Origin of the sequence: Halovibrio salipaludis (genome assembly GCF_002286965.1) — a bacterium.
Taxonomy (GTDB): Bacteria; Pseudomonadota; Gammaproteobacteria; order Pseudomonadales; family Oleiphilaceae; genus Halospina; species Halospina salipaludis.
The window spans coordinates 13,322-26,823 of the sequence record NZ_NSKD01000003.1 but is presented as its reverse complement, the minus strand read 5'-3'; the positions used below and the strand labels follow the sequence as shown (position 1 = coordinate 26,823).

At 61.8% G+C, this 13,502-nt stretch carries 9 protein-coding genes and 1 tRNA gene; 8 read left to right on the top strand and 2 right to left on the bottom strand.

The genetic code is table 11. From position 1 onward, the window contains the following. Positions 1-22: 22 nt before the first annotated feature. The 5 genes from CK501_RS07870 (at position 23) to CK501_RS07850 (ending at position 6,221) form a co-directional block, all read left to right on the top strand. Positions 23-1,117, top strand: coding sequence for a flagellar basal body P-ring protein FlgI (locus CK501_RS07870; RefSeq protein WP_095617202.1), 1,095 nt, complete (start codon positions 23-25; stop codon positions 1,115-1,117). Between the two features lie 10 nt (positions 1,118-1,127). Further along, positions 1,128-2,114, top strand: coding sequence for a flagellar assembly peptidoglycan hydrolase FlgJ (flgJ, locus tag CK501_RS07865; protein WP_095617201.1), 987 nt, complete (start codon positions 1,128-1,130; stop codon positions 2,112-2,114). Positions 2,115-2,120: 6 nt separating this feature from the next. Then, a complete protein-coding gene (flgK, locus tag CK501_RS07860; protein WP_095617200.1) occupies positions 2,121-4,838 on the top strand; it encodes a flagellar hook-associated protein FlgK in 2,718 nt (905 codons plus the stop codon). A gap of 12 nt (positions 4,839-4,850) precedes the next feature. Continuing rightward, the gene (flgL, locus tag CK501_RS07855) at positions 4,851-6,071 is read left to right on the top strand and encodes a flagellar hook-associated protein FlgL (RefSeq protein WP_095617199.1); all 1,221 of its coding nucleotides are present in this window, start codon (positions 4,851-4,853) and stop codon (positions 6,069-6,071) included. A gap of 64 nt (positions 6,072-6,135) precedes the next feature. After that, positions 6,136-6,221, top strand: a tRNA-Leu gene (locus tag CK501_RS07850). An 18-nt stretch (positions 6,222-6,239) separates the two neighbouring features. Here the strand turns inward: CK501_RS07850 and CK501_RS07845 are convergent. After that, positions 6,240-6,698 carry an ATPase gene (locus CK501_RS07845; RefSeq protein ID WP_095617198.1) on the bottom strand — a complete coding sequence of 153 codons (459 nt, stop codon included), beginning with the start codon at positions 6,696-6,698 and terminating at the stop codon, positions 6,240-6,242. Between the two features lie 805 nt (positions 6,699-7,503). Here CK501_RS07845 and CK501_RS07835 point away from each other — a divergent pair. The 3 genes from CK501_RS07835 to CK501_RS07825 are packed head-to-tail and all read left to right on the top strand — an operon-like array spanning position 7,504 to position 13,071. Next, positions 7,504-8,742, top strand: a complete 1,239-nt coding sequence (locus CK501_RS07835) for a TolC family protein (RefSeq protein WP_095617196.1) — start codon at positions 7,504-7,506, stop codon at positions 8,740-8,742. After that, on the top strand, positions 8,739-9,971 hold the full coding sequence (locus CK501_RS07830; RefSeq protein ID WP_095617195.1) for an efflux RND transporter periplasmic adaptor subunit: 1,233 nt from the start codon (positions 8,739-8,741) through the stop codon (positions 9,969-9,971). The genes CK501_RS07835 and CK501_RS07830 overlap by 4 nt, the downstream gene beginning before the upstream one ends. After that, positions 9,964-13,071, top strand: coding sequence for an efflux RND transporter permease subunit (locus tag CK501_RS07825; RefSeq protein WP_095617194.1), 3,108 nt, complete (start codon positions 9,964-9,966; stop codon positions 13,069-13,071). Before CK501_RS07830 ends, CK501_RS07825 begins: the two co-directional genes overlap by 8 nt. On the opposite strand, the gene CK501_RS07820 is transcribed toward CK501_RS07825, so the two are convergent. Next, the gene (locus CK501_RS07820; protein ID WP_233128884.1) at positions 13,068-13,454 is read right to left on the bottom strand and encodes a GNAT family N-acetyltransferase; all 387 of its coding nucleotides are present in this window, start codon (positions 13,452-13,454) and stop codon (positions 13,068-13,070) included. The genes CK501_RS07825 and CK501_RS07820 overlap by 4 nt on opposite strands. Positions 13,455-13,502: the final 48 nt, after the last annotated feature.

Below are 13,502 nucleotides of genomic sequence, written 5' to 3'. Positions count from 1 at the left end.
CAGCCGGTCAGGAGGACGTGTCATGTTGAATCGGATTGCTGCTGTATTGGTGCTGGTTGCGCTGGTGGCAGGTCCGGTGCAGGCCGACCGGCTCAAGGACCTGACCTCGGTCAAGGGCGTGCGCGATAACCAGCTGGTCGGCTACGGCCTGGTGGTCGGGCTTGATGGCAGTGGGGATGGCGCGCCCTTCACGAACCAGAGCCTGCGCAACATGATGGATCAGTTCGGGATCACCATTCCCCCGGGCGTTGATCCCGGGGCGGACAACGTGGCGGCCGTCATGGTCACGGCGGATCTCCAGCCCTTCGCCAGCCCCGGCCAGGAGATCGATGTCACGGTCTCGTCCGTGGGGGATGCTGACAGCCTGCGCGGCGGCACACTGCTGATGACCCCCCTCCAGGGCGCGGATGGCCAGACCTATGCCATGGCCCAGGGCAGCCTGGTGGTTGGTGGCTTTGGTGCCGAGGGGCAGGATGGTTCCTCCATCTCTGTGAATGTGCCCAGCGTTGGGCGTATTCCGCAGGGGGCGACAGTGGAGCGTCAGGTGCCCACGGCCTTCTCGGAGGGCGACACCATCACCCTGAATCTCCGCAATCCGGATTTCACCACGGCGCGCCGGGTTGTGGAGGCAATCAACAACAAACTCGGCTCCGAGACAGCGTACGCGAAGGATGCCTCGTCGGTTCGGGTGCGGGCGCCGCGGGATGCATCGCAGCGCGTCAGTTTCCTGTCGATTCTCGAGAACATCGAGATCACCCCGGCGGAAGAGTCCGCGAAAGTGGTGATCAACTCCCGCACCGGCACCATCGTGGTGGGGGAGAACGTCAAGGTCAGCCCGGCGGCGGTCACGCACGGCAACCTGAGCGTGACCATTACCGAGAACCCGGAGGCCGTGGCCCCTGGTCTTTTCGGCGACGGCGACCCGTTGGTGGTGCCGCAGACGGATGTGGCCATCGAGCAGGAGGAGGCCCGCATGTTCAAGTTCGGGCCGGCGGTCACGCTGAACGAGATCGTGCAGTCCGTGAACCAGGTGGGCGCGGCTCCGGGCGACATCATGGCCGTGCTGGAAGCGCTCAAACAGGCTGGCGCGCTGCGCGCGGAACTGATCGTTATCTGAGGTTGAAGCCATGATCCAGTCATCTGCAGGTGGTACCAGCGACGCACACGTCTACACCGACATGAGCGCCATGAGCGATCTCAAGCGGTTGGCTGATACCGACCGGGACAAGGCGCTTGAGAAGGTTGCCAAACAGTTCGAGAGTCTGTTCCTGCAGCAGATGATGAAGTCCATGCGCTCGGCCAACGAGGTGTTCAGTGAGGGCAACTACCTGAACAGCCAGGAGACTGAGCAGTACCAGGACATGTTCGACAAGCAGCTGACCCTGAGCCTGACCCGGGAGCGCAGCATCGGCATCGCGGATCAGCTGGTGCGCCAGCTCGGTGGGGGTGAGCAGGGCGCTGACCGCCCGGATGCCCGAACCAGCATCACGGAATACAGCCGGGATCTGCCGGCGCCCGACCCGAAACTGGCGGAGCGTGTGGACGAGGTCCGCCAGATGATGCCGGAAGAGGGTAATGCCGGCTCTGGCTCAGCTGATGGCGGCGGCAAAGAGCTGCCGGAACAGTTCAACGGCCCGGAGCAGTTCGTTCAGGAGCTCAGCCCCATTGCCCGTGATGTCAGTGAGAAAACCGGTGTGCCGGCCCAGGTGATGATCGCGCAGGCCGCTCTGGAAACCGGCTGGGGGCGCAACATGATCGGCGGTGAGCAGGAGCCCAGCCGCAACCTGTTCGGCATCAAGGCGGATGAGCGCTGGAACGGCGATAAGGTCGAGATCACCACCACTGAATACCGTGACGGCCTGCCCCTGAAGGAAAAGGCGGATTTCCGCGCCTATCCGGATTACGCCAGCAGCTTCGAGGACTACGCCAGCTTCCTGAACGAGAACCCGCGCTACCAGAAGGTACTGCAGCAGGCGGATGATCCGCAGGCCTTCGCCCAGGCACTTCAGGATGCCGGCTACGCCACCGACCCGGGCTATGCCGACAAGATCCAGAACATCATGGAGCGCCCCACGCTGGGTGCCGTGATCGATGACGGGACGGAAGGGGAGTAAGCTGCCATGAGTCTGCTGAATACGGGCCTGACCGGCATCCTGTCCAACCAGAAGGCGCTGGAGACCACCAGTAACAACATCACCAACGCCAATACCCCGGGCTACAGCCGGCAGCGGGCGGATTTCCAGTCCAACCCTTCCCAGGCCACTGGCAGTGGCTACATCGGCCAGGGCGTGAATATTGCGGACATCCAGCGCCTTAACGATGAATTCGTCAATACGCAGCTGCGCTCGGACACCACGCTGCATTCGGAGCAGACGGCGTTGGTGGAGAACCTGAATGGTATGGATGACCTGCTCGGTAATGAAAATACCGGTCTCAACCAGGCCCTGACCCAGTTCTTTGGCACACTCCAGGATGCAGCGGAGAGCCCGGCCTCCAGCTCACTGCGCGAGCAGGCGCTCAACCAAGCGGATAATCTGGTGGCGCGATTCAAGTCCGTGGACAGTCAGTTGCGCTCCCGGGAACAGACCGTTGATGATCGCATCTCCGCGAATCTGAGCGAGATCAATTCACTGGCCGATGGCATCGCGGAACTCAACGTCAAAATTGCCGAGTCGCCGGGCCGTGCCAGTGGGCGTGATGCAAACGAGCTTCTGGATAAGCGGGATGAGAAACTGCGCCAGCTTTCGGAGCTGGTGCAGGTCCAGACCAATGAGAACAATGACGGCACCGTCGATGTGAGCATTGGCAAGGGGCAGGGCATGGTCAGCAAGGGCACCAGCGCCACGCTGCGCCTCTCCGGCAGCACCGAGCAGGCGGGCCGGCGGGAAGTGCTGTTGGAAGGCGTCGGCCGGGATCGGGCCATTACCCATGAGATTACGGGGGGCGCCCTGGGCGGCAACCTGACGTTCCGGGACGAGATCCTTGAGCCAACGCTCAACGGCATCGGCCGGATCGCCATAGGCCTGTCCGAGCGCATGAATGAGCAGCACCAGCTGGGTCAGGACCTGAACGGCAACCTGGGCGGCAACTTTTTCCGCGACATCAACTCGGAATCCCTGGCGCGGGGGCGGATCACGCCGTCCGCTGAAACCGCTGAAAACGGGAACCGTCAGGCCCGGGTGGACATCACGGACAGCAGCAAGCTGGATACCCGTTCCTACACGCTGGAATTCACGGGCCCGGATGACCAGCAGTATCGCATTCGTGACGCGACCACTGGCGAGCAGGTCAAAAGCGGCAGCATCAGCAGCACACAGCCTTCGACCATCACTATGGATGGATTCGAGATCGAACTGGAGTCTGGTGACTTCCAGCAGGGCGACGAATTCAACATCCGACCCACTTATAACGGTGGCCGGGACATGGAAAGGGCAATTTCCAGTGGCGAAGAGATAGCACTGGCCGCGCCCATCCGGGCTGAGGCGGGCAGCGGCAACCAGGGCACCGGCCAGATAAGCCAGGGAACCATGCTGGATGTCCGCGATCCGGATACGGGGCGGCGACTGGACGCGCTGGATGAAAACGGCAACCTGGATCCGCCCATGGAGATTCGGTTCCTCTCCGAAAACCGGTATGAGGTGGTGGACGTTTCCGATCCTGCCAACCCCAAGCCGCTGGATCCGCCTATGAACAATGTGCGGTTTGAGCCGGGGAAGACGAACACGGTGTTCAGTGGGGATCCGGGTAGTCGGAGCTTGACGGCTTCAGGTCCAGCCGCCAATGGCCCTAGCGCTGATCCGGATTCTATTTATGGGGAGCAGGACATCACTATAAGGACCCGCGATCCGGAAACAGGGGTGGTATCAACTCAGTCACCGATCACTATCAATGAAGACGGTGATAAAGAATCAGCTCAGTCAATTGCTGACAAACTCAACAACCAGAGAGGCGTTGAGGCAACGGCTTACACGGAAGTAACGCTGACTCCAGATCCTTCTGATTCGGGGAATACGGGGAACAACCCGACAGTTGAGGTGGCTTTGGCAGATGGTTCGGATGTCACAAGAAATGTAAGCTTGGATGTTGATGGGCCGCTGACGGCGGACAGCCTTAACGAGGCTATGCAGGAAAATTCAGACTTCCAGTCACTGGGGCTTTCAGTCATAAACGACGGAAACAGTGTGAAGCTGCGCTCGGAACGTGGTGAAGATATTCGTATCTCGCTCGACGCGCCTAATGGCGCTCAGCTCGGTGTTGGGAAACCGATTCCCTATGAGGGTGGAGGGACTGCTGGATCTCAAACTCTCAATGATGGTCAACAGAGGACTGTTGGCGGCTATGTGGATACCACGCTTGCTGCTGGTGTGCGTCTTACGGCGACTGATGCAGCAGCATCTGGGGAAAATTTCTTTGAGCGGGCCCCCAGCAGCGACCCTGCCTACAAAGGTTTTCAGTTCGAACTCAGCGGCAACCCCGAAGCCGGTGACAGCTTTCGCCTTGAAACCAATGAGGGTGGCACCTCCGACAACCGAAACGGCCTGGCTCTGGGGGACCTGAACGCCAAGAATTACCTGGACAACGGCAATTTCAGCTTCACCGATGCCTATGGTTCCGTGGTTGAGGACGTCGGATCCCGGACCCAGACGGCCCAGGTGGACCAGGAGGCGGCCGGAACGCTCAAGGAGCAGTCCCAGAAGCAGTGGGAAGAGCAGTCCGGCGTCAATCTCGATGAGGAGGCCGGCAGGCTCATCGAGTTCCAGAACGCCTACAGCGCCTCATCGCAGGTGGTCTCGGTGGCCCGGGACCTGTTCAATACCCTGCTCGGCACCTTCAACTAGGGGAGGGTGATCATGCGTGTCTCCACAAGTCAGATCTTCAATCAGGGGATCCAGCAGTTCCAGAACCTCAACGCCCAGCAGGCCCGTACCCAGGAGCAGGTAGCGACGGGCAAGGAAGTGCTGCGCCCTTCGGATGATCCGGTGGCGTCCACCCGGATCGTCCAGCTCAAGGATGATCTGGCGCGCAGTGAACAGTACCAGGATACTCTGGATATGACGCAGACCCGCCTGGAACGGGAGGACGGGGCGCTTTCCAGCTATACGGATGCGCTGGCCCGTACCCGCGAGTTGATGGTCCAGGCTGGCAGTGGTTCTCTGAGTGAGTCGGATCGCGAGTCCATTGCCCAGGAGCTTCGGCAGGTTAAGGACCAGATGGTGAGCATTGCCAACACCCAGGGTCCGGAGGGGGAGTTCCTGTTCGCTGGGTTCCAGGGCGGTGAGAAGCCGTTCGGGGAAGACGTCTCCGGTAATATTGAATACCGGGGGGATTCCGGTGAGCGCTCGGTGCAGATCGATGACGGCGTTACCCTCAAGGTTAACGACAACGGCCGCGAAACATTTGAGGCGATTGACAGCGACCGGCCCACATTCAATACGCGGGCGGATTCCGGCAACGGGGGCAGTGGCCGAATCAGTACCGGGGTTGTGACGGACCGGGAGGCGTTTGAGTCGTTCTACCCGGACGATCTGGTGGTGGCGTTTGAGGAAAACGGCGGGGATACCCAATACACGGTCAAGTCTGAAAAGACCGGGGAAGAGTTCATTACGGATGAGGACTACACCAGCGGCAGTCCCATTGAAGTGAACGGTATGCGTTTTGAAGTGAGCGGTGAGCCGGAGGGTGGAGATTCCTTCAGGGTCGAAACCGGTGACCAGCAGAGCATCTTCGGCACCATGGAGAAGATGATCGAGGGGCTGGAGACTCACCCCAACACCCCGGAAGGGCGTGAAGCGCTTGAGGATACCATTGACCAGGGACTGGCCAACCTGCAGAACGCGGAGGATCGCGCCACGGAGATCCAGTCCGGCGTGGGCACACGGCTGAACACCGTGGAAACCACACAGGAGTTCCTCAAGGACAGTGATCTGCTGGCGGAGGAAACGCTCTCGGATCTCGAGGACGTGGACTACGCTGAGGCCATCAGCCGCCTCACCCAGCAGAACTTCACCCTCCAGGCCGCCCAGCAGTCATTCGCTCAGATTTCGCGTCTGTCGCTGTTCGATGCACTGTGATTGACGCGGCACAGACCGCGCGTATAATCCGTCGGTCACTGCCCAGCGCAGTGAGCCAGCCTTACCGGGAGTGGCGGAACTGGTAGACGCGCTCGACTCAAAATCGAGTGGCCTTGTGCCTTGTGGGTTCGAGTCCCACCTCCCGGACCATCTTCTGAAACACGCCTATCACACGTCCTGCATGCGTCCGATTTCCCGGGCGATGCGCATGGCTTCGTGACGCTCCAGGTTCAGCAGATTCTCCACCATGTCCCGGGCCTCTGGGATCTCGGCGCGATCCTTGAGATTCTGGTAGAGATCGATAATCTGGTCGTGGAAGTCAAAGATTTCCTTGGCAATGCCGTTGAAATCCAGTTTCGTGTAGGGCGAATCACAGGTGCGATGGGTTTTGATGGGGTTGTGTGAAAGGTAGTCATAGATCCAGGTTTTCAGGGCCCGGGCATCGCCCTCAGTTTCGAATCCTTCGACCGTCTTCTCCAACTCGGCTTCATGGGTGGCAAGGTAGTCCAACAGGGCGCGGGCCCGTTCCTCTTCGTGTTCTGTAGCGCAATGCGCCAGGCAGGTTGACGTCTGGTGGTGCAGGTTGCGCGTCCAATCGATCAGGTCTCTGAACGTTTTGATTTCCATTGCCGGGAAACTCCTGTTTCGGTGGTTCGTTGATAATACCAGTATGCCTTAAGATCGGTGCTGATGATCATGATAAGTGTCATCGATAAACGCTGACGTCATGTAAACCATCAGCGTAACTCCGGAAGCTGAATCGGGGCTGACTGATTGCAGTTGCGTTTGTCAGCCCTGAGTCAGGTTGGTATGTAATTCTTACCAGAATCAAGTTGCCAAGTGGCGAAGAAAAAGGCTGTATATGGTCAAATCCAATTGGGCTGTTATCAGAGAATGTTGCGGTAATGTTTCTGAATTCTTGCCCTGCCTGGATGTAAAGGTGTAGATTACACGCATGTTTTATTCCTTTAAAGCAGTCGTGCCCATATTGCTGATTCTCGTGGTTGTCCTTTCCCCGTTGGTTGCCGGTGCGGCTATGGTAGCTGATTGGGGGGATGACGGTTCCCATGGGCATCAGCTTATGGAAGACGATCTCGCAGGCCTTCCGACAGAGCTCGGTGGTAACACTGTTGATGACGACTGCTCCGGTATGGACAGTGCTGCTGATCACTGTGCCAGTTGCGTTGGCTGTGCCCTGCTTTTTTCGCTTCCCCTTCATGAGGGCCCCGTATCCCTTGCAATCCAGGGACGCCCCTTTTACCACTCCCGGCCCGATCTGGACTCCGAAGTTCGCCCTCCCAGAAACCACTCCTCGTAATCGATAACGACGCCTCTGCATGGACCCCTGTGTCGGCGTTAACCGTTATCTGTCGTCGCTCCCGCAATCCTGCTGAAACGCGGGGGGATCTGACGCTCGGAGGAGTACCACACCATGAAAGAACGATCTATCGGCCGCGCCTGGCTTCTGTTCGGGCTGATCGGTATGGCCAGTCATGTCCTGGCCGAACCGCTCACTCTTACGGAGGTTGAGCAACGCGCCGCCCGGGATCCGGGCATTGAACGATTCCGGCTTGAAGCCCGCGGCCATGAGGAAGAGGCCGTGGCCGCGGGCACGTTGCCGGATCCACAACTGATGACCGAAATCATGCAGTTTCCCCTGGATCGCCCCGGCTTCCAGGAGGATGAAATGACCCAGCTGCAGCTGGGCCTGCGCCAGACGTTTCCACGGGGAAGCACGCGCCACTACCGCAGCCAGAAGCAGCAGGCGCTTGCCAGTGCTCAACAGGCCCTTGCCGGCAATCGGGAGAAGGAAGTCATCCGCGAGGCGCGCAGTGCCTATCTGCAGTTGTTGCTGGAGCATCAGCGATTGGGGGTTCTGAAGGACAGCCGTGAACTGTTTGAGAACCTGGTGGCCATGACCGAGCGCAGCTCGGCATCGGGTCTGGTCTCGCGACAGGACGTGATGCGGGCGGAGCTGGAAATGGAACGCCTGGAGGACCGGATCCTGGAAGCCCGGCAACGTCATGATCGTGCCCGGGCCTCGCTGGCGCGCTGGATCGGGGACGCCGCCTACCGGCCCCTGCCGGAAGGAGGCTTTCCGGAGCTGCCGGACTGGAAGGATCAGGACCTGACGGATCACCCGCGCCTGGCGGCGAGCCGCGCGCGGATGCGGGCGGGCGACCAATCGGTTGCGTTGGCGGAAGAGGCGTACAAGCCCGAGTGGAGCGTCCAGCTTGGCTATGGGGTGCGCACGAATACGGCCGTGGCCAATCGCCATCGCCTGGGCGCCATGATCTCGGTAGACCTGCCCCTGTTCACCGGTAATCGTCAGGACCGGCGGCTCGCCGCACGCCAGTCCGAGCGTGATGCGGCCGTCAGGGAACGGGACGAAATACGGCTGGCACTGGAGCGTGAGGTCAACGCCGCCATGGCCGACCTCGAGCAGCTCCGTGAGCGCGACGCCCGTTACCGTGACCGACTCCTGGAAGTGGCCAGCGCCAATGCCGAGGCCGCCGAAAAGGCCTACAGCGCCGGCACCACCGACTTCACCGCCCTGATGGAATCCCGCCTGCTGGCGCTGGAAACCCGCCTGGAATCACTGCGCCTCACCGCCGAGCTCAAGCAGGCCAGGGCCCAATTACTGTATCTGCTCGGGGAGGACACCCCATGAAAGTATCGCTCTTTATTCTGGCGCTCCTGATCGGTGTTACGGCCGGTGGTGGAGGCACCTATCTCTGGATGCATGGTTCCACCGGAGCTGACGGCGGTGACGGTAAGGGAGAAATCCTCTACTACCGCCATCCCATGGACTCCTCGATCACCTCGGATACCCCGGACAAGGACAGCATGGGGATGGATTACATTCCGGTCTACGCCGATGAGGAAGGGGAAGGTACGAGCGGGATGGAGGAAAGCCCCGGCACTGTTCGCATCAAGCCACAGGTCACCCAGAACCTGGGCGTGCGCACTGCCATGGTGGAGCAGGGGGACCTCACCACTCGCATCGACGCCCTGGGCTTTGTTGATTACAACGAGTCCGCGCTTGAGCACGTTCACGTCCGGGCCGAGGGCTGGGTGGAGGACCTGCGGGTTCGGACCACCGGTGAGGCGGTCGAGGAAGGCCAGGTCCTGTTCCGCGTCGATTCACCCCGGCTGCAGAATGCCCAGGAAGAGCTGCTGCAGGCTGTGAGGCGCGATTCAGGGGTTGGCTCGGCCCGCCAGCGGTTGCGCTCACTGGGCATGGCCGATGCGGATATCAACCAGGTGGCCCGTGAAGGCGCGATCATGAGGCTGGTTCCGGTACGGGCTCGCCAGGACGGAGTGGTCCGGGAACTGAATTTCTCCGAGGGCATGCATGTCACCTCGGCCCAGACACTGATGGTAATCGCGGATCTGTCCTCGGTCTGGGTCATGCTTGACGTTTTTGAACCGCAGATGCGCGTGCTCCGTGAGGGGCGCTCGGCCCGTGTCTCACTCCCTTTCAGGCCGGACTGGGAGCGGCAGGCGGAGCTGGACTTTGTCTATCCGGAGCTGGAGACCGGTAGCCGTGTCCAGAGGGCGCGCCTGACCCTGGATAATCCGGAAGGCGAGCTTCGTCCCGGCATGTACGCCCAGGTGACCCTCGACACCGAGACCATCCGCGATGCCGTGCATGTACCCGCCGAGAGCGTGATCCGTACGGGCAGGCAGGACCGCCTCGTTGTTCTCCAGGAAGAGGGGCAGTTCCAGGTACGGGAAGTCCGCCTCGGCAACCGTGTCGGGGATCGCATGGTAATCCGGGAAGGCGTGGAGCCCCATGAATCCGTGGTGGTCTCCAGCCAGTTCCTGATTGATTCGGAGTCTTCCTCTGTTGCCGAGCTGGACCGGATGAGCAGCCACGAGGAGCACGACCATGATTGACCGCATAATCCACTGGTCCCTCGAGAACCGCCTCATGGTCCTGGTCCTGACGGCGGTCCTCGTGGCGTACGGGATCTGGTCAACCCGCCAGATGCCGCTCGATGCCATACCGGATCTCTCCGACATCCAGGTGATCGTGCAGACCCCCTATCCGGGCCAGGCGCCGCAGGTGGTGGAGGACCAGGTCACCTTTCCGCTATCGACCACGTTGATGTCGGTCCCCGGGGCACGGGATGTGCGGGGCATCTCCATGTATGGCAACTCTTTCCTTTACGTGCTGTTCGAGGAGGGCACGGACCCTTACTGGGCACGTTCGCGCGTGCTGGAGCAGCTCAGCCAGGCCGGGGACCGGATGCCGGATGGCGTCACGCCCCAGCTCGGGCCGGATGCCACCGGCGTGGGCTGGGTCTACCAGTATGCGCTGGTGGACCGGACCGGCAACCATGACCTTTCCGAGCTGCGTTCGCTCCAGGACTGGTTCCTGCGCTTCGAGCTGCAATCCGTGGATGGTGTCTCGGAGGTGGCCACGCTGGGGGGCATGGAACGCCAGTACCAGGTCGTTCCGGACCCGGATCAGCTGCGTGCCCACGGCATCACCATGGGTGAGCTGCGCACCGCCATCCAGCGGGCCAACGATGAAGCGGGCGGTTCCGTGGTGGAGATGGCCGAGGCCGAATACATGGTTCGCTCGAAGGGCTACCTGACCGGCCTGGAGTCGCTCAAGCTGGTGCCGGTGGGTCTCTCCGGGGACGGCACGCCATTGATGCTGAAGGACATCGCGGAAATCCGCCTGGGCCCGGCGCCGCGCCGTGGTATTGCCGAGCTCAACGGCGAAGGCGAGGTTGTGGGCGGTTTCATCGTGATGCGCCATGGCGAGAACGCCATGCAGACCATTGCCAACGTCAAGGAACGGCTCGAGGAGCTCAAGGCCGGCCTGCCCGAAGGGGTGGAGGTGGTCGAGACCTATGACCGCTCCGGCCTGATCCAGGACTCGGTGGACAACCTCTCCAGCAAGCTGGTGCAGGAATTCCTCATCATTGCCCTGGTCTGCGCCGTCTTCCTGCTGCACCTGCGTTCGGCACTGGTTGCCATCGTGGCTCTGCCCATTGGCATCCTGGCGGCGCTGATCATCATGCGCTGGCAGGGCATAACGGCCAATATCATGTCCCTCGGCGGCATTGCCGTCACCATCGGGGCCATGGTGGATGCGGCCATCGTCATGGTGGAGAACCTGCACAAACGGCTGGAGAAAAACCACCCCGGCGAAGGGCACTGGCACTCGGTCCTGATTGCCGCCCGTGAGACCGGCCGCCCCCTGTTCTTCGCGTTGCTGATCATCACCGTCAGCTTCATTCCGCTGTTTGCACTGGAGGGACAGGAGGGGCGGCTGTTCCATCCGCTGGCGTTTACCGGCACCTATGCAATGGCCGCGTCGGCGGGGTTGGGCATTACCCTGATCCCGGTGCTGATGGGGTACCTGGTGCGGGGGCGCATCCGTCCCGAATCGGCCCACCCGATAAGCCGGCTGTTGATCGCGATCTACCGGCCGGTCCTTACGGGACTGCTGCGCCACCCCTGGGCGACGCTCGCGCTGGCCCTGGCGTTGGGCATGACGGCGTTGTGGCCGAGCTCACAGGTGGGTACGGAGTTCATGCCGGATATCGACGAAGGCGACCTCATGTATATGCCCACCCTGGATCCGGGGGTTTCAGTGGGCAAGGCACGGCAGGTACTGCAGCAGACCAACCGGCTGATCCGGGAGGTGCCCGAGGTGGAGCAGGTCTTCGGCAAGGCCGGTCGTGCTCAGACTGCCACGGACCCGGCACCGCTGGGTATGTTCGAGACCCTGGTCCGTTTCAAGCCGGAAGACGAATGGCGCGAGGGGATGACCCGTGATGACCTGATCGAGGAGCTCGATCGAATCGTTGACCTGCCGGGTGTCTCGAACGTCTGGGTCGAGCCCATCAAGACGCGCATCGACATGCTCTCCACCGGCATCCGCTCACCCGTGGGTGTGAAGATTGCCGGGGAAGACCTGGATACCATCCAGTCCATCGGGCGTGAGATCGAAACGGTGCTGGAAGGGTTGCCCGGTACCGCCTCGGCGCGCGCGGACCGGACGGTCTCGGGCCGCTACCTGGAGATCGATATCGACCGCCGGCAGGCGGCGCGCCATGGCATGTCCGTGGCGGACCTGCAGGAGACGGTGCGGATGGCGATTGGCGGCGTCTCCATCGGGGAGACGGTCGAGGGTCTGGAGCGCTATCCCATCAATGTGCGCTTCCCTGAAGCGTGGCGGGATTCGGTCGAGCACATTGAATCGCTGCCACTGGTCACGCCCTCGGGGGACCAGGTGCCGATAGGCGCCCTCGCCGATGTGCGCATCGAGGACGGCCCTGCCATGATCCGCTCGGAGAATGCCCGCCGTAATGGCTGGGTGATCGTGGACGTGCGTGGCCAGGACCTGGGCTCCTACGTGGCCGCCGCGCGCGAGGCCGTGCGTGAGCAGGTGGACCTGCCCGCCGGGTACTCCATCGGCTGGTCCGGCCAGTACGAGTACATGGAGCGGGCCCAGGAACGGCTCAGCTACATGGTGCCGTTCACCCTGGTGGTGATCTTCCTGCTGCTGTACCTGTGCTTCAAGCGCATTCCGGAGACCCTGATGCTGATGGGCGCATTGCCGTTTGCTGCCGTCGGGGGCATGTGGCTGGTCTACGGCCTTGGCTATGACCTCTCCGTGGCCGTCGGTGCCGGTTTCATACTGCTGATCGGGCTCGCGGCGGAGTTCGCGGTGGTGATGATGATGTATATCGGCGACGCGGTGGATCAGCGCAGCCCCGGAAACAGGGACCAGCTGCGGGAGGCGATCATGGAAGGCGCGGTTATGCGGGTCCGGCCCAAGGCCATGACCTCCGCCACCGTGGTACTCGGCCTGACGCCGCTGCTGCTCGGCGGCGAACCCGGCTCCGAGGCCATGCAGCGCATCGCCGCGCCCATGGTGGGCGGCATGATCACGGCACCGCTGGTGTCACTGCTGCTTATCCCGGTGCTGTACTGGCTCTGGCACCGGCGGGATCTGCCTGAAGGGGATTCGGTTTAGCGCTCGTGTGGCTCGTCCATGAGGGAGACGCAATCCTGGATCGGCAGGAACAATTGGAGGGCGTCTTCCTCGACTCTTATGAAGCCGTACTTTTCGTAAAAGCCGGCGGCACGCTGGTCCTTGGCGTCCACCACCAGGCCGCCAATGGCGGTGAATTCCCGGGAGATGGTTGCGGCGTCCTCAATTGCGGCGAGCAGCGCCAGCTCACCGAAGCCCAGGCCCCGGACGCTCAGGTGCGAGGCAAGCCGCGTCATCCGCAGGAAAGGGACGGGGTGCGGGTAGTTTTTCCAGGCCCGTACCCCAGTCGGCGGCGTAATCTCACAGGGGGCGGTTGAATAGTAAGCAAGAATTTGTTCAGGCTGCTCGGCATCGACAAGTACCATCGTTCGCACAAGATGGCGTTCGTCCTGTCGCCGCGCTGTCTTCTGTAG